This window comes from Thermomonas alba (assembly GCF_022419205.1).
Classification (GTDB): Bacteria; Pseudomonadota; Gammaproteobacteria; order Xanthomonadales; family Xanthomonadaceae; genus Thermomonas; species Thermomonas alba.
The window spans coordinates 32092-47444 of the sequence record NZ_JAJOZU010000004.1; the positions used below are offsets into that span (position 1 = coordinate 32092).

The 15353-nt window shown below is 70.1% G+C and carries 18 protein-coding genes; 14 read left to right on the forward strand and 4 right to left on the reverse strand.

Annotated elements, in window-relative coordinates; translation table 11 throughout:
• The first annotated feature begins 5 nt into the window (after positions 1-5).
• Genes ML342_RS07025 through ML342_RS07050 form a run of 6 tightly spaced genes read left to right on the forward strand, consistent with a single transcriptional unit; the run spans position 6 to position 5712 of the window.
• On the forward strand, positions 6-302 hold the full coding sequence (locus ML342_RS07025) for a hypothetical protein (protein WP_240126334.1): 297 nt from the start codon (positions 6-8) through the stop codon (positions 300-302).
• A 3-nt stretch (positions 303-305) separates the two neighbouring features.
• Positions 306-1874 carry a 4Fe-4S dicluster domain-containing protein gene (locus ML342_RS07030; protein ID WP_240126335.1) on the forward strand — a complete coding sequence of 523 codons (1569 nt, stop codon included), beginning with the start codon at positions 306-308 and terminating at the stop codon, positions 1872-1874.
• 21 nt (positions 1875-1895) lie between these two features.
• Positions 1896-2408: a FixH family protein gene (locus tag ML342_RS07035; protein WP_240126336.1), complete on the forward strand. Its 513-nt coding sequence runs from the start codon at positions 1896-1898 to the stop codon at positions 2406-2408.
• Positions 2395-4785: a heavy metal translocating P-type ATPase gene (locus ML342_RS07040; RefSeq protein WP_275672418.1), complete on the forward strand. Its 2391-nt coding sequence runs from the start codon at positions 2395-2397 to the stop codon at positions 4783-4785. Before ML342_RS07035 ends, ML342_RS07040 begins: the two co-directional genes overlap by 14 nt.
• Positions 4782-4997, forward strand: coding sequence for a cbb3-type cytochrome oxidase assembly protein CcoS (ccoS, locus tag ML342_RS07045; protein ID WP_240126338.1), 216 nt, complete (start codon positions 4782-4784; stop codon positions 4995-4997). Before ML342_RS07040 ends, ccoS begins: the two co-directional genes overlap by 4 nt.
• Positions 4987-5712: a sulfite exporter TauE/SafE family protein gene (locus tag ML342_RS07050; RefSeq protein ID WP_240126339.1), complete on the forward strand. Its 726-nt coding sequence runs from the start codon at positions 4987-4989 to the stop codon at positions 5710-5712. Before ccoS ends, ML342_RS07050 begins: the two co-directional genes overlap by 11 nt.
• 34 nt (positions 5713-5746) lie before the next feature.
• Here ML342_RS07050 and ML342_RS07055 read toward each other — a convergent pair whose 3' ends face one another.
• A complete protein-coding gene (locus ML342_RS07055) occupies positions 5747-6028 on the reverse strand; it encodes a hypothetical protein (RefSeq protein ID WP_240126340.1) in 282 nt (93 codons plus the stop codon).
• A gap of 167 nt (positions 6029-6195) precedes the next feature.
• On the opposite strand from ML342_RS07055, the gene ML342_RS07060 reads away from it, so the two are divergent.
• The 8 genes from ML342_RS07060 (at position 6196) to ML342_RS07095 (ending at position 13129) form a co-directional block, all read left to right on the forward strand.
• Entirely contained in the window at positions 6196-7143 is a 948-nt protein-coding gene (locus ML342_RS07060; RefSeq protein ID WP_240126341.1) for an alpha/beta hydrolase, read from the forward strand.
• Between the two features lie 159 nt (positions 7144-7302).
• Complete coding sequence (locus tag ML342_RS07065) at positions 7303-7752, forward strand: SUF system Fe-S cluster assembly regulator (RefSeq protein ID WP_240126342.1); 450 nt, start codon at positions 7303-7305, stop codon at positions 7750-7752.
• A gap of 11 nt (positions 7753-7763) precedes the next feature.
• Positions 7764-9209 carry a Fe-S cluster assembly protein SufB gene (gene sufB, locus ML342_RS07070; protein ID WP_240126343.1) on the forward strand — a complete coding sequence of 482 codons (1446 nt, stop codon included), beginning with the start codon at positions 7764-7766 and terminating at the stop codon, positions 9207-9209.
• Entirely contained in the window at positions 9206-9409 is a 204-nt protein-coding gene (locus tag ML342_RS07075; RefSeq protein WP_240126344.1) for a hypothetical protein, read from the forward strand. Before sufB ends, ML342_RS07075 begins: the two co-directional genes overlap by 4 nt.
• On the forward strand, positions 9393-9887 hold the full coding sequence (locus ML342_RS07080) for a hypothetical protein (protein ID WP_240126345.1): 495 nt from the start codon (positions 9393-9395) through the stop codon (positions 9885-9887). The genes ML342_RS07075 and ML342_RS07080 overlap by 17 nt, the downstream gene beginning before the upstream one ends.
• Complete coding sequence (gene sufC, locus ML342_RS07085) at positions 9880-10641, forward strand: Fe-S cluster assembly ATPase SufC (protein WP_240126346.1); 762 nt, start codon at positions 9880-9882, stop codon at positions 10639-10641. The genes ML342_RS07080 and sufC overlap by 8 nt, the downstream gene beginning before the upstream one ends.
• Entirely contained in the window at positions 10641-11897 is a 1257-nt protein-coding gene (sufD, locus tag ML342_RS07090) for a Fe-S cluster assembly protein SufD (protein WP_240126347.1), read from the forward strand. Before sufC ends, sufD begins: the two co-directional genes overlap by 1 nt.
• A gap of 2 nt (positions 11898-11899) precedes the next feature.
• Entirely contained in the window at positions 11900-13129 is a 1230-nt protein-coding gene (locus ML342_RS07095; protein WP_240126348.1) for a cysteine desulfurase, read from the forward strand.
• A 21-nt stretch (positions 13130-13150) separates the two neighbouring features.
• Here ML342_RS07095 and ML342_RS07100 read toward each other — a convergent pair whose 3' ends face one another.
• From ML342_RS07100 to ML342_RS07110, 3 genes are all read right to left on the reverse strand, one after another.
• Positions 13151-13624: a DUF4870 domain-containing protein gene (locus ML342_RS07100; RefSeq protein WP_240126349.1), complete on the reverse strand. Its 474-nt coding sequence runs from the start codon at positions 13622-13624 to the stop codon at positions 13151-13153.
• Between the two features lie 157 nt (positions 13625-13781).
• On the reverse strand, positions 13782-14123 hold the full coding sequence (locus ML342_RS07105) for a DUF4870 domain-containing protein (protein ID WP_240126350.1): 342 nt from the start codon (positions 14121-14123) through the stop codon (positions 13782-13784).
• Positions 14124-14197: 74 nt separating this feature from the next.
• Positions 14198-15352, reverse strand: a complete 1155-nt coding sequence (locus tag ML342_RS07110) for a DUF1501 domain-containing protein (RefSeq protein WP_240126351.1) — start codon at positions 15350-15352, stop codon at positions 14198-14200.
• Position 15353 lies beyond the last annotated feature (1 nt).

Below are 15353 nucleotides of genomic sequence, written 5' to 3' on the forward strand. Positions count from 1 at the left end.
CCGCCATGACCGACTTCACCAGCCCCTCGTTCGACCACCCGCCGCGTCCGCTGGCGCAGCGGGTGGGCGCCATCCTCTGGCCCAGCTTCTTTGCCGCGGGCGTGGCGACGATGGTGTTCTTTGCCTTCGTCGATCCGCTGGCGCTGCGCGACGCGACCTTTCCGCAGCTGCCCATCACGCGCGGGCTGGGGTATACGCTCGGATTCTTCGGTTTTTGGCTGGCCACTGCCTCTTCTAGCCTGTTCACATGGATCCTGTTGCGTCCGGCCAGCCGATTCAATCGCCCGCTGACGCGCAACTGACCCATGAGCAAAAAGCAAATCCCCCTCGAAGTGCTGGACGGCGGCACGAGCGCCTACGTCAGCGAGCGCAAGGTCTATCCGCGCGACGTCTCCGGCACGCTGCAACGGCTGCGCACGGCGGCCGTGTTCTGGCTGCTGGGGATGTTCTATGTATTCCCATGGCTCAGCTGGGACGGCCGCCAGGCGGTGCTGTTCGATCTTCCGGCGCGCAAGTTCTACGTGTTCGGGCTGACGTTCTGGCCGCAGGACTTCATCTTCCTGGCGATGCTGCTGATGATCGCCGCGCTCGCCCTGTTTTTCTTCACCGCGCTGGCCGGCCGTCTATGGTGCGGCTACGCCTGCCCGCAGACGGTGTGGACCGAAGTGTTTTTGTGGATGGAGCGCGCGATCGAAGGCGACCGCCCCAAGCGGATGAAGCTGGATGCCGGCCCGTGGACGCGTGAGAAGCTTCTGCGCAAGGGCGCCAAGCACACCGTCTGGCTGCTGTTTGCGCTGTGGACCGGCTTCACCTTCGTCGGCTTCTTCACCCCGATCCGCGATCTGGCCGCACGCACGCCGTTTATCGGCACGCCGGGATGGGGCTGGGGCGGCTGGGAGACCTTTTGGGTGTTCTTCTACGCGCTGGCCACCTGGGGCAATGCCGGCTTCCTGCGTGAACAGGTCTGCAAGTACATGTGCCCCTACGCGCGCTTCCAAAGCGCGATGTTCGACCGTAACACCCTGATCATCGCCTACGACGCCATGCGCGGCGAACCGCGCGGCCCGCGCAGGCGCGGCATCGCCAGCGTGCTGGAGCGCGGTCGCGGCCTGCTGGATGCGCGTACCGCCTTCGACTATGTGTTTCGCGCCAGCAAGCATCCTTCCGCTGCCACCCAGGCCGCGCACGCCAAGGGCACCATCACCTGGGATGGCGAACTGGGCGAGGTCGAGCCGCTGCCGAAGTTTGCTCCGGAACAGCTGGGCGACTGCATCGACTGCACCATTTGCGTGCAGGTCTGCCCGACCGGCATCGACATCCGCAATGGTCTGCAGTACGAGTGCATCGCCTGCGGCGCCTGCATCGATGCCTGCAACGAAGTGATGGACAAGCTCGGCTATCCGCGCGGCCTGATCCGCTACTCCACCCAGAACGCGATCGACGGCAAGCCGACCCGCGTGCTGCGCCCGCGCGTGCTGATCTACGGCCTGATCCTATCCGCGCTGATGGTGGGCTGGGCCTGGGGCGTGCTGCATCGCAGCCCGCTGATCGCGGAGGTGCTGCGCGACCGCAACGCCTTGTACCTGCAGGTAGGCGATGTCGTCCGCAATGACTACACGCTCAAGCTGGTCAACAAGACCGACGCACCCAAGACCTACCGCATCCAGCTCCAAGCAGACCCGGCGCTGCATTTGCGCCTGGTGGGCCAGCCGCTGGAACTGCGCGTGCCGGCCGGCGCGGTGGTGGCGCAGGCGATCGAAGTGGAGGCGCCAGCCTCTGGCGTGCGCGGACGGCATCCGATCGCCCTCCTCATCCAGGCCGACGACGGCAGCGCGCGCGCGCAAGTGGAAAGCGCCTTCTTCGGCCCTCTCTGAGCCCGGTGGCGGATACGAATCATGCAATCGCCCTCCTCTCCCTGGCGTCAGCCCGTGGTCTGGCTGATGGTGAGCCTGATCACCCTGGTCGTGATCGCCGGCGTGGTCACCTATCACTTGGCCGCCGCCGACGGCCCGATGGACGTGGCGCCTGACCCCGTGCAGCGCACCGGGCAGATTCAGCAGTCCGATCTCGACCCCGATGCGCGCGCCGCCCGCCAAGGGCTGAGCGCGATCGCGCGGGTGGATCCAGCGCACGGCATCGTCGAGGTGCTGCCTGTGTCTGGCGATTTCGATCATGCCGCGCCGCTGCGTCTGCACCTGCAACACCCGACCCGCGCCGATGAAGATCTGACGCTGACCCTGGCACCGCATGAGACCGGCTGGCGTGCGAACGCCTCGCCGTCCCAGGACCACGACTGGCTGCTGCGGCTGGAGCCTGCCAGCGCACCCACATGGCGGCTGCAAGGCCGCCTGCCCCGACATCAGCAGGCCACCCGCCTTGGGCCTGCGCTGCACGATGACGCGCCCTGATTCGCCCCAGGCGTCGCCCTCCGTCTGCGCCCATTGCGGCGACTCCCTGCCACAGCCGCCGGTGCGCGCCAAGCTCGATGGCGAGGAGCAGGCGTTCTGCTGCGACGGCTGTGCCGCGGCTGCGCGCTGGATCCGCGAGGCCGATCTCGACGACTACTATCGCCTGCGCAGCGCGCCGGGCGGGCGCGTGGACACCGAGAGCGGCGACCTGGCGATCTGGGATCGCGAGGAGCTGCTCGCCACGCATGCGCGCGCGGTCGCCGGCGGACGCGAGATCACCATCCTCACCGATGGCATGCGCTGCGCGGCCTGCGCCTGGCTGATCGACCATGCGCTCGCGCGCGAGGACGGCGTGCTGGAAACTTGCGCCAATGCCGTCACCGGACGCATTCGCATCGTCTGGGATCCCACGCGTACCGTCCTGTCGAGCCTGCTGAAACGCCTGGTGGCGCTGGGCTACCGGCCTTATCTGGCGACTGGGGAGGCACGCGAACGCGCCCGCCGCGCTGCGCGCAATCGCGATCTTTTGCGGATCGGGCTGGCCGGCCTGGGCGCGATGCAGGCGATGATGTTCGCCGAAGCGCTGTATCTGGATACCCAGGGGCAGATGCCGCAGGCCACCCGCGACTTCTTTCGCTGGATCACCTTCCTGGTGTCCACCCCGGTGGTGTTCTGGGCCGGCTGGCCGTTCCTGGCCGGCGCCTGGCACGAACTGCGCGGCCGCCGGCTGGGCATGGATACCCTGGTCGCCGGCTCGACCCTGCTGGCGTGGGCCGCCAGCACCTTCGAGACCTTCCGCGGCGGCATGCACGTCTGGTACGACGCGGCAGTGATGTTCGTCTTTCTGCTGCTGGTCGCGCGCCAGTTGGAACAGCGCGCGCGCGGCATCGCCTCGGCGCAGGTGGATGCGCTGGCGCGGGCGCGTCCCGCATTCGTCACCCGCGAAGACGCCAGCGGGCGTCGCGAGTCGGTGCCGCTGGAAGCGCTGGCGGTGGGGGATGTCGTCTGCGTGGCGGCCGGCGAGCCAGTGCCGGCGGACGGCGTGCTGTTGCAGGAACACGCCCACTTCGAGGAATCCCTGCTCACCGGCGAGGCCACGCCGGTCGAGCGCCACGCCGGTGATCCGGTCTATGCGGGCACCGCCTGCCGCGAGCAACCCGCGCGCATCCGGCTCACCCGGGTCGGCGCCGACACCCGCCTGGCCGAGCTGACCCGGCTGGTGGAAGCCGCGCAGGCACATCGTCCCGCGCTCGCACGCGCCACCGAACGCATCGCCACCGGTTTTGTGGCCACCCTCGCGCTGGTCGCCGGCGCGGTATATCTGTGGTGGCGCGCGCACGATCCGGAGCGCGCCTTCGAAGTGACGCTGGCCCTGCTGGTGATCAGCTGTCCCTGCGCGCTGTCGCTGGCGGTGCCGGCGGCGCTGGCCGCTGTGCACGGAGCGCTGGCGCGGATCGGGGTGCTGGCGGTACGGCCGGAGGCGCTGGACCGCCTGGCGCGGGTTACCGATGTGGTCTTCGACAAGACCGGCACGCTGGGCGATGGCAAGCCGCGCCGGCTCGGCATCGATGGCTGCGCGGGGCTGACGCCCGCAGCCGCGCTGCGCATCGCGGCTGCGTTGGAGCGCGACAGCCGGCATCCGCTGGCGGCGGCATTCGCCGACGTACCCGATGCGCCCGTCGTCGAGTCGGTCCGGGTGATTCCCGGGCAAGGCGTGGAAGGACGCATCGCTGGGGTGCGCTGGCGCATCGGCAGCGCTCCGTTCGCCACCGGCGATGCCGACGACGGCGCCATCTGGCTTGCGAGCGAACACGGCCAGCGCGCGCGCCTGCGCGTGGCCGAAGGTCTGCGCGAGGACGCGCCGCGCGCGCTCGAGCACCTGCGCGCGCAAGGCCTGAGGCTGCACCTGGCCAGCGGCGATGCGGCCGACGCAGTCGCGCGTCTGGCCGCCACGCTCGGCATCACCGAGGCCTACGCCAGGCAATCGCCGGAAGCCAAGCTGGCGCGGGTTCGCGCGCTGCAGCAGACGGGCCGGGTCGTGGCGATGGTGGGCGATGGCCTGAACGACGCGCCGGTGCTGGCAGGCGCGGATGTCTCGCTCGCGATCGGCGAGGGCGCCGCGCTGGCGCAGCGCAGCGCAGACCTGGTGCTGTCGGCGCGCTCGCTGTGCGCAGTTCCGCAGGCCATCGCCCTGGCACGCCGCACCCGCCGCATCATCCGTCAGAATCTGGCGTGGGCGATCGGCTATAACCTGTTGGCACTGCCGTTGGCCGCCAGCGGCCATGTGACGCCTTGGCTGGCCGCGCTGGGAATGGCGCTATCCTCGCTGCTCGTCACGCTCAATGCCCTGCGCCTGACCCGCAGGCCCGCCCCATGACCATCCTGCTGTTCCTCATCCCGATCAGCCTGATCCTGCTCGGCATCGCCGTGCTGGTGTTCGTGTGGGCCGTGCGCAACGGTCAGTTCGAAGATCTGGACACCCCTGCGCTGGACATCCTGCGCGAGGAGCCGCCCGCCCCGCCTGACCACCGCGGGCGCCCTCATCGTCCCGACAGCGACGCCCCGCCGGGCCACGACGATGCCGCTTGACCTTCTGGTACTGGGCTCGGCGCTGCTGGCGGGACTGCTCGGCGGCGCGCACTGCGTGGCGATGTGCGGCGGCATCGCCACCGGCTTCTCGCTGCATGCGCGCGGCTGGCCGGGGGCACTGCAAGCAAACCTGGGACGGGTGGCCGGCTACATGCTCGCCGGCGCGCTGGTCGGCGGTCTGGGCGGCACCCTGCTTGGCATCGTCCGCCTACCATGGCTGGGCCCGGCCATGCGGGCACTGGTAGGGCTGGTGCTGATCGTGGCAGGACTGCGCATGCTGGATCTGCGCGGTCGGCTGCCGCGCCTGCGCGGCGGCCCGTCCAGCCGCGTGTGGCGCGCGCTGCAGCCGCTGCAGCGCCGTCTGGTGCCAGCCGACACCGCCGGCAAGCGGATCTTGCTCGGGCTGCTCTGGGGCTGGATGCCGTGCGGCCTGTCCACCACTCTGCTCAGCGCCGCCTGGCTGAGCGCCAGCGCCTGGCATGGAATGCTGACCATGGCCGCTTTCGGACTGGGCACGCTTCCCATCATGCTGCCCTTGACCTGGGCAGGTGCCCGCGTCGGTCAGCGCCTGCAGCGGAGCGGAGCCCGTCGGATCGCCGGCGCGCTGGTGATCCTCGCCGGGCTGCTCACCCTGACCGCACCCTGGTTGATGCAGCTTCCCACGCTACACGGCGTCTTGGGCGCGCTGGGCTGCCGCAGCCTGCCGTCCGGCTGAATACCGGCGGGCCGCAGGCCCGGCGCGCACGCGATCAGCGGTGCAGCCACCAGGCCACACCGCTCCACCACAGCGCCATGCCGATCCCGAACAGGCTCCAGAACAGCTTGCGCATGCCGCGCCCCACCCGCCACAGCAGGAACAGCGCGGCCGCGACCAGCAGCCAGCGCAGCAGGCGCGAACGCTCCGCGCCCGGCGCGGCCGCCACCGCGCGCTCCATCAGTTCGCCCACCTTGGCCTGCAGCGGCGCGGCCAGCGCAGAGAACAGCGGTTCGGTCGTCCGGGTCTGGGGCTGTGACGTAGTCTGGGTCTGCATGACGATCTCCCGTGTCCGGAATGGACGCCGCGCATTCTCCGCGGCGGCACCGGCGCGCCCAGCCACGGGCATCAGCCAACGGCGTTGACAGCTGTCATCCGCCGCCCGTCAACCGCAGCGATGGACGTGCGTTGCCAGACCCGTGTCCCTTTCCAAGCAAAGCCGCCATGCGCATTCCCCGCGTCGCCCTCGTTTCCCTCACCGCCGGCCTGGCGCTGGCGATCGCCTGCCATCCCGCCCCCGCCCAGCAGCGCCTGCGCGAACGCCTGCTGCAGCGCATGGAACAACGCGCTGGCAACGAGGCGGGCGAAGGCCGCGCCACCCCGGCCACGCCGCCGCCCGGGTCCCGGGTCGAGCGCGACATCGCCTACGGTCCCGACCCCAAGCAGCGCTACGACGTGTACCTGCCGGCGCAGGTGGCGCCCGGCGCGCCCATCCTGGTGATGGTGCATGGCGGCGGCTGGCGCACCGGCGACAAAAACCTGGCGCGGGTGGTGAACCACAAGGCGGCGTGGTGGCTGGCGCGCGGCGGCGTGTTCGTGTCGGTCAACAACCGGCTGGTGCCGGACGCCGATCCGCTCATGCAGGCGCGCGACGTGGCCGCGGCGGTGGCCTCGGTGCAGCAGCATGCGCGCCAGTGGCGGGCGGATCCGGGCAAGACGGTGCTGATGGGCCATTCCGCCGGCGCCCATCTGGTGGCGCTGCTCGGCAGCGATCCGTCACTGCTGCGGCAGGCCGGGGCGCAGCGCCCGCTGGGCGTGGTATCGCTGGACAGCGGCGCGCTGGACGTGCCGGCGCTGATGCAGCAGCGGCGGGTGCCAAAGCTCTACCACGACGCGTTCGGCAGTGATCCTGCGTTCTGGGCGGCGGTCTCGCCGCAGCAGCAGGTGCAGCGCGATGCCCTGCCGATGCTGCTGGTCTGCTCCAGCACGCGCAAGTTCCCGACCTCGCCCTGCGAGGAGGCGCGCAAGTTCGCCGCGCGCGGGCGCAGCCTCGGAGTCGCCATGCAGGTCCAGCCGGAAGCCCTGACGCACGCCGAAATCAACGATCAACTCGGCCTGCCCTCGGCCTATACCGATGCGGTGGCCGGCTGGATCAACCAACGCCTGCGCTGATGCCCGCCGCGGCAGCAGGTCAACCCGGCTGCCGCCTGCCTCTGCCTGCTGGCGGAGGCCTGGCGCGGCGCCGGGATGGCGTGAGCCGCGCACTTGGCCGGCGCAGCCTGAAATCGTACAATTCCGGTACGCATTAATCCCCGTGCCGCTGCCTGCGCCATGCTTCGCGTCACCAAGCTCACCGACTACGCCACCGTCGTCCTGACCGTGCTCGCCGCGCGCCCGGACGCCGTGCTCAGCGCGTCCGAACTGGCCGAACAGGCCGGGCTGGAGGCGCCCACGGTGGCCAAGGTGCTCAAGCCGCTGGCCGCGGCCGGGCTGGTGGAAGGCTTCCGCGGCGCCAATGGCGGCTACCGGCTGGCGCGTCCGGCAGCGGCCATCAGCCTGGTCGAGATCGTGGAGGCGATGGAAGGCCCGCTGGCGATGACCGAGTGCAGCATCCACGCAGGCCAGTGCGGAATCGAGCACAGCTGCGGCGTGCGCGCCAACTGGCGGCGGATCAACGACGTGGTCGCCGAGGCGCTGGGCAGCGTGACCCTGGCGCAGATGCTGCAGCCGCCGCGGCCACCGGCACGCGCCCGCATCGACGCCCGCCTCGCGCAGGCCTGAAGGATTTCCCGATGAACGCACCCCAAAACGCCCAGATCCATGCCCAGCTCGGGCGCAAGTACGAAGCCGGCTTCGTCACCGAGATCGAATCCGACTCGCTGCCTCCGGGCCTGAACGAAGACATCATCCGCGCCCTGTCCGCGAAGAAGGACGAGCCGGAGTGGATGACGCAGTGGCGGCTGGCCGCCTACCGCCACTTCCTGACCATGCGCCAGCCCGACTGGGCCAAGCTGCAGATCGGCCCGATCGATCTGCAGGCGCTGTCCTACTACAGCGCGCCCAAGGGGCCCAAATACAAGTCGCTGGACGAAGTCCCGCAGGAGCTGCTGGACACCTACGACAAGCTGGGCGTGCCGCTGCACGAGCGCGCCAGGCTGGCCGGCGTGGCGGTGGACGCGGTGTTCGATTCGGTCAGCGTGGGGACCACCTTCCGCAAGGAGCTGGCCGAGCGCGGGATCATCTTCTGCTCGATGAGCGAGGCCATCCGCGAACACCCCGAGCTGGTGCGCCAGTACCTCGGCACGGTGGTGCCGGTGGGCGACAACTACTTCGCCGCGCTCAACTCGGCGGTGTTCTCGGACGGCAGCTTCGTGTTCATCCCCAAGGGCGTGCGCTGCCCGATGGAGCTGTCCACCTACTTCCGCATCAATGCCGGCCACACCGGCCAGTTCGAGCGCACGCTGATCATCGCCGAGGCCGGTAGCTATGTCTCCTACCTGGAAGGCTGCACCGCGCCGATGCGCGACGAGAACCAGCTGCACGCGGCGGTGGTCGAGCTGGTCGCGCTGGAGGATGCCGAGATCAAGTACAGCACGGTGCAGAACTGGTACCCGGGCGACGAGAACGGGGTCGGCGGCATCTACAACTTCGTCACCAAGCGCGCCGAGTGCCGCGGCGCGCGCAGCAAGGTCACCTGGACCCAGGTCGAAACCGGCAGCGCGATCACCTGGAAGTACCCGTCCTGCGTGCTGCTGGGCGATGACAGCGTGGGCGAGTTCCACAGCGTGGCGCTCACCCATCACCGCCAGCAGGCCGACACCGGCACCAAGATGATCCACCTCGGCAAGCGCACCAAGAGCAAGATCGTCAGCAAGGGCATCAGTGCCGGCCATGGCCAGAACACCTACCGCGGGCTGGTGAAGGTGGCTGCCTCCGCCGAGGGCGCGCGCAACCACACCCAGTGCGACTCGCTGCTGATCGGCAAGACCTGCGGCGCGCACACCTTCCCCTATATCGAGGTGAAGAACCCCACCGCAACCGTCGAGCACGAAGCGACCACCTCCAAGATCAGCGACGACCAGCTGTTCTACTGCCGCAGCCGCGGCATCGGCGAGGAGGACGCGGTCTCGATGATCGTGGACGGCTTCTGCAAGTCGGTGTTCCGCGAGCTGCCGATGGAGTTCGCGGTGGAAGCCAAGAAACTGCTGGACGTGTCGCTGGAAGGGGCGGTGGGATGAGCGCGACACCCGAGCGCCACCTGCGCTTCGTGGATCCCGACGCACCGCGTGCGGGTGCAACCGACCACTGGCGCGCGCAGAACATCTGCGAACGCCTGCAGGCCGTGCTGACGTTGCACCGCGAGGGCAATGCCCTGTTCAAGGGCGGAAACCCGCCTGTGCCCCTCGAATGGAGGCTGTACCATGACCTCCCGCGATGACGGCGCGCTGGACCGGGACTGGAAGGACTTCCTGGCCGCGCTCCAGGCCCATGACGTGGAATACATGCTGGTGGGTGGGATCGCCCTGGGCGTCCACGGGCACGTCCGCTACACCAAGGACCTGGACATCTGGTTCCGCGCCACCGAGGCGAACGCCGAGCGCCTGATCGCCGCCCTACGCGCGTTTGGGTTCACGGATATCCATGTACCGCCCGCGGCGTTCTGCAAGCCACGCTCGATGCTGGTGCTGGGCAAGGAACCGAATGCCATCGAGCTGATCAACTTCGCCGACGGTATCGACTTCGACGCCTGCTATCCGCGCCGGGTCGTCGTTCCGCTGGATGGCGTGCAAGTCGCCGTGATCGGGCTGGACGACCTGCGCAAGAACAAACAAGCGGTGGGCCGCATGCAGGACCTGGCCGACCTTGAACAACTGAAAGGTGCCGACGAAACCGGCCCCGGAGAGACTCATGCTTAAGATCGACAACCTCCACGCCAGCGTCGCCGGCAAGAACATCCTCAAGGGCCTCTCGCTGGAGGTGAAGCCCGGCGAGGTGCACGCCATCATGGGCCCGAACGGCGCAGGCAAATCCACGCTCGGCAACATCCTGGCCGGGCGCGAGGGCTATGAGGTCACCGCCGGCAGCATCACCTTCGACGGCCGGGATCTGCTCGCGCTGGAACCGGAGGAACGCGCCGCCGCCGGCGTGTTCCTGGCCTTCCAGTACCCGGTGGAAATCCCCGGGGTGAACAACACCTACTTCCTGCGTGCGGCGCTCAACGCGCAACGCAAGGCGCGCGGCGAGCCGGAGCTGGATTCGATGCAGTTCCTGAAGAAGGTGCGCGAGAAGCTCGCGGTGCTGCATTTGAAGGACGAGCTGCTGCACCGCGGCGTGAACGAAGGCTTCAGCGGCGGCGAGAAGAAGCGCAACGAGATCTTCCAGATGGCGCTGCTGGAGCCGAAGCTGGCCATCCTCGACGAAACCGACTCCGGCCTCGACATCGACGCGCTGAAAGCGGTGGCCGACGGCGTCAACGCACAGCGATCAAACGACCGCGCGTTCATCGTCATCACCCATTACCAGCGTCTGCTCGACTACATCCGGCCGGACGTGGTGCACGTGCTGGCCGACGGCCGCATCGTCGAGACCGGCGGCCCCGAGCTGGCGCTGGAACTGGAAGCCCACGGCTACGACTGGATCCGCCAGCGCATCGGGCCGGAGGCGGCCTGATGAGCGCCCTGCTCGACTCGCTGGCCGCCGGCTTCGAGGGCGATGCCGACCGCCGCGCCCAGCTGGACGCGCTGCTGCGCGACGGCCTGCCGCAGCGCGCGGAAGCGTGGAAGTACACATCGCTGCGCGCGCTGGAGCGCCGCCGCTTCGGTGCCGCACATGTGGTGGCGGTCGATCCCGCGCACCTGGCGAACATCCCGGCGCCGCGCCTGGTGTTCGTCAACGGCCACTTCGACGCTGCGCTGAGCGACCTGTCCGGGCTGCCTGCCGGCGTGGACGTGCAGCCGCTGTCGCAGCTGCTGCGGGGCAATGACGCACGCGCGGTGAACTTCCTCGCCCGCCGCTATACCCGCACCGACGAACCGTTCGCCCGCCTCAACGCCGCACTGGCACGCGAGGGCGCGGTGGTGCGGGTGGAGGCCGGCGTCGACGTGCAGCCACCGCTGCACATCGTGTCCGTGGGCGCGCCACAGGACGGCGATGCCGCCTGGCACCTGCGCCATTTCGTCGAACTGCGCGCCGGCGCGACGCTGCAGCTGGTGGAACATGAACTGGCGGCCGGCGAGCATGCGCACCTGGGCAACGTGCTGCTGCACGCGCACGTGGCGAAGACGGCGCACCTGGCGCACGTGCGGGTGCAGGACGCCGCCCCGCGCGCCACCCTGTTCGCGCGCACCGACGCGGTGCTGGCGCGCTGTGCCGGATACCTGCGCACCGACCTGGAACTGGGCGCGGCACTGGCGCGCAACGAACTGAACGTGCGCCTGGAAGGCGACGGTGCCCGCCTGCATGCCGACGGCGTGCTGCTGGCCGACGGGCGCCGCCACGTGGACACCCGCCTGGGCATCGACCACATCGCCCGTGACACCCGCTGCGGCCTGACCTGGCGTGGCCTGGCCGGCCAGCGCGGTCGCGCGGTGTTCCACGGCGGCATCACCATCCATCCCGGCGCCGACGGCACCGAGGCCGCGCTGTCGAACAAGAACCTGCTGCTGTCGGCCGATGCCGAGATCGACACCCAGCCGGTACTGCAAATCTACGCGGACGAGGTGAAGGCCGCGCACGGCGCTACCGTCGGCCAGCTCGACCCCACCGCGCTGTTCTATCTGCGTTCGCGCGGCCTGCCGGAACCGCAGGCGCGGGCGCTGCTGACCGGCGCGTTCTGCCGCGAGGTGATCGGCCGGGTCGAACACGCCGCCACCCGCGCGCTGTGCGACGCCGCGCTGGAGCGCGCGCTGGCGCGGCTGGGGGCCTGACCATGGGCGCAACCGGCACGATCGACTGGGACAAGATCCGCGCGGATTTTCCGCTGCTGCGGCGGCAGGTGCACGGCAAGCCGCTCATCTACTTCGATTCCGCCAACACCGGGCAGAAGCCGGAGTGCGTGATCGCAGCCTGCGATGACTTCTACCGCCGCCACAACGCCAACGTCAGCCGCGCGGTGCACCAGCTCGGCAGCGAGGCCACCGAGGCCTTTGAAGGCGCCCGCCGCAAGCTGGCCGCTTTCCTCAACGTGCGCGCCGACGAGCTGGTGCTGTGCAGCGGCACCACCTTCGCGCTCAACCTGGTCGCCTATTCGTGGGCGCTGCCGCGGCTCAAGGCCAGCGATGCCATCCTGCTGACGCGGATGGAGCACCACGCCAACATCGTGCCGTGGCAGCTCATCGCCCAGCGCACCGGCGCCACGCTGCGGGTGGCCGAACTGCGTCCGGACGGCAGCCTGGACCTGCCGGCGCTATATGCCGCGATGACGCCGGAGGTGAAGCTGCTGGCCGTCGCCCATGTCAGCAACGTGCTGGGCACGGTGAACCCGGTGGCGGAGATCTGCCGGCAGGCGCGCGCGCGCGGCATCACCACCGTCGTCGATGGCTCGCAGGCGGTGCCGCACATGCCGGTGGACATCGCCGCGATCGGCTGCGATTTCTATGCCTTCACCGGGCACAAGCTGTGCGGCCCGACCGGCACCGGCGGCCTGTGGGCCAAGCGCGAGCACCTGCAGGCGATGCCGCCGTTCCTCGGCGGCGGCGAGATGATCAAGGAGGTGCGCTTCGACGGCACCGTGTTCAACGACCCGCCGCACAAGTTCGAGGCCGGCACGCCCAACATCGCCGGGTTCGTGGGGCTGGGCGCGGCGGTGGACTACCTGTCCGGGATCGGCATGGCCGCGATCCAGGCCCGCGAGGCGGCGCTACTGGCGCACGCCAGCGAGGAGCTGCGGAAAATCGACGGCCTGCGCATCTTCGGCAGCGCGCCGGAAAAGGCGGCGGTGATCAGCTTCGCGATCGACGGCGTGCATTCGCACGACCTCGCCACCCTGCTCGACCTCGAGGGCGTGGCCGTGCGCTCCGGGCAGCACTGCGCGCATCCGCTGCTGCAGTGGCTGGGCGTGGGCACCACCTGCCGCGCCTCGCTGGCGTTCTACAACACCCACGCCGAGGTCGAAGCCTTCATCGCCGCGCTGCGCAAGGTGATCCGCCTGCTGGCATGAACCCCGCAGGCGGCTACCGTGTCAGCGCAGCACGCGCAGAGTGAACGGGTAGCGCCACGTCTCGCCGTTCAGCGCCTTCACCGTGGCGACCACCCCGCACACCAGCCAGCCCACGGCCAGCCCCGCCGCGAGCACTGCGAGCACGATCCCGGCCGGCAGGGTGAGCACCGCGCCGAGCCCGAGGGTGAGCACGGTGGCGCCGACCAGCAGCAGCCCCGCCAGCGCCAGCGCACACACCGCGAGGAACAGGCTGAGGTTGAAGTTGAAGGCCTCGCGCGCGTGCGCCGCGATGAACTCGGAATCGCCGCGCTTCAATGCATACACGATGAGCCCGGCGAGCATACCAGCGATGCCGGCGGTCCAGCTGGTGAGGAAGGCCAGCAGCAGCGCGCCGGCATGGGCGCTGGCGGCCCACAACCGCTCATCCTGACGCACGCCAGCACCGACTACGGCCGGCGCCGACGCGTCTTGCACAGTCTCGCGGATATCGTCCATCTTCGTCGCCCCGTTTTCGGTCTCATGCGGACACGCCGCCATGATGACAGCAGCCGCAGGGGATGCAACCCGGCCTGCGACCGACACCCGTCAGATGCGACGAACCGCGCCGGCGCAGGCATGAACGACGGCGCGCCGGGGCAGCGGGCGCTGCGGCTTACTTCACCAGCCGCAGCGCGACCGGGTAGCGGTAGCTTTCTCCCTTGCTCGCCGCAATGCCCGCGATGATGCAGAACACCAGGCTGAACAGCCACACCAGCGGCATCAGCAAGGCCCCGATCAGGATCACCGCCAGCACCGAGCAGCCCAGCAGCGCGATCGCGATGGTGATCTGGAAGTTCAGCGCCTCCACCGCCTGCGCGGTCAGCCAACCCTTTTCGGGCCGGTCCTTGTGGGTCAGCCAGATGATCAGCGGGACGATGAAGCCCAGCAGGATGCCGGACAGGTGGGTGAGCATGGCCAGGTTGCGGTCGTCCTGGGAGACGGCGACGTCGTTCATGGTGGTGGATTCCCCGGGTAGCGGCGCGGAAGGCGCCTGTCGCCCAGGTTAACGCGGAGCGCGCCCGCGGGCGGTCACGCCGGACGCACCAGCCCGACCATCGGCGCCAGCGCCGCGCTGTCCGGGAACACCTGGCGCGCCAGCACGTCCGCGCCCAGCCCGAGGTGGTCGCGCAGCACGCCCTTGAACAGCGCGCGCAGGTCGGTGGTGGCGCGCAGGTCGCGCCCCTCGTTGAGCTGGGTGCGGCCCAGTCCCGGCCAGTCGCCGGCCACGCGCCCGCCGGCCACCGCGCCGCCGGCCAGGAACGCCACTCCGCCGGTGCCGTGGTCGGTGCCGCCGGTGCCATTGATGGCGGCGGTACGTCCGAACTCGGTGACGATCGCCACCACCGTGCGCGGCCATATCGGCTGCGCGCCGTCGCGGAAGGCCTGCAGCGCCGCATCCAGCTCCGCCAGCTTGCGGTCGAGCACCGCCAGCTCGCCGCCGTGGGTGTCCCAGCCGGTATCCTCGACGAAGCCGATCCGCGGCCCATCCGGCGCGGCCATGAAACGCGCCGCCGCGGCCATCGCCTGCGGCAAGCGCAAGCCGCCGCCGGCCTGCATGCCGGCCATGCCGGTGTCGATGGCGGCGAACGTCGGCGCCAGCGCGGGATCGGCTGCATACAACACCTGCAGCTGCTGCCACAGGATCGGGTCGATGCGGTTGCCCAGCGGCGGCGACCAGGTCTTGACGTTGCCGCCGCCGCGCATCGCCAGCGGCATCACTGCCGAGATCGCCAGCCCCTCACCTCCCGGCATCGCCGCCACGCAGCGGTTCAGCCAGCCGGTGGTACCGCCGGCGCCGGTGGTGCCGTTCTCCACGCAGTCCTGCGCCTCGAAATGCGAACGCTGGCGGTACGGCGGCGCCACCGCGACCACCGGCAGCAGCTCGCGCCGGGCGTAGAGCGTGGCCATGAAGGCAAGCCGGCCATGCAGGGCGAAATCGGCATCCAGCCGCAGCGCAGCCAGCTGCCCGGCGCTGGCGATGAAGCCGCCACGCAGCGCGGCGTATGCCGGATCCCCCGGCACCTGCAGCGCATGCAGCGCGTCCATCCCCCCGCGCAGCAGCACCAGCAGAAAGCGGGTATCGCCCGGCGCATGCGCGGCCAGCGCGAACTTCGGTAGCGCCGCCAGCGCCAGCGCGGAGGCGCCGAGCCCGAGAAATCCACGTCGATCGATGCGCAAGGTCATC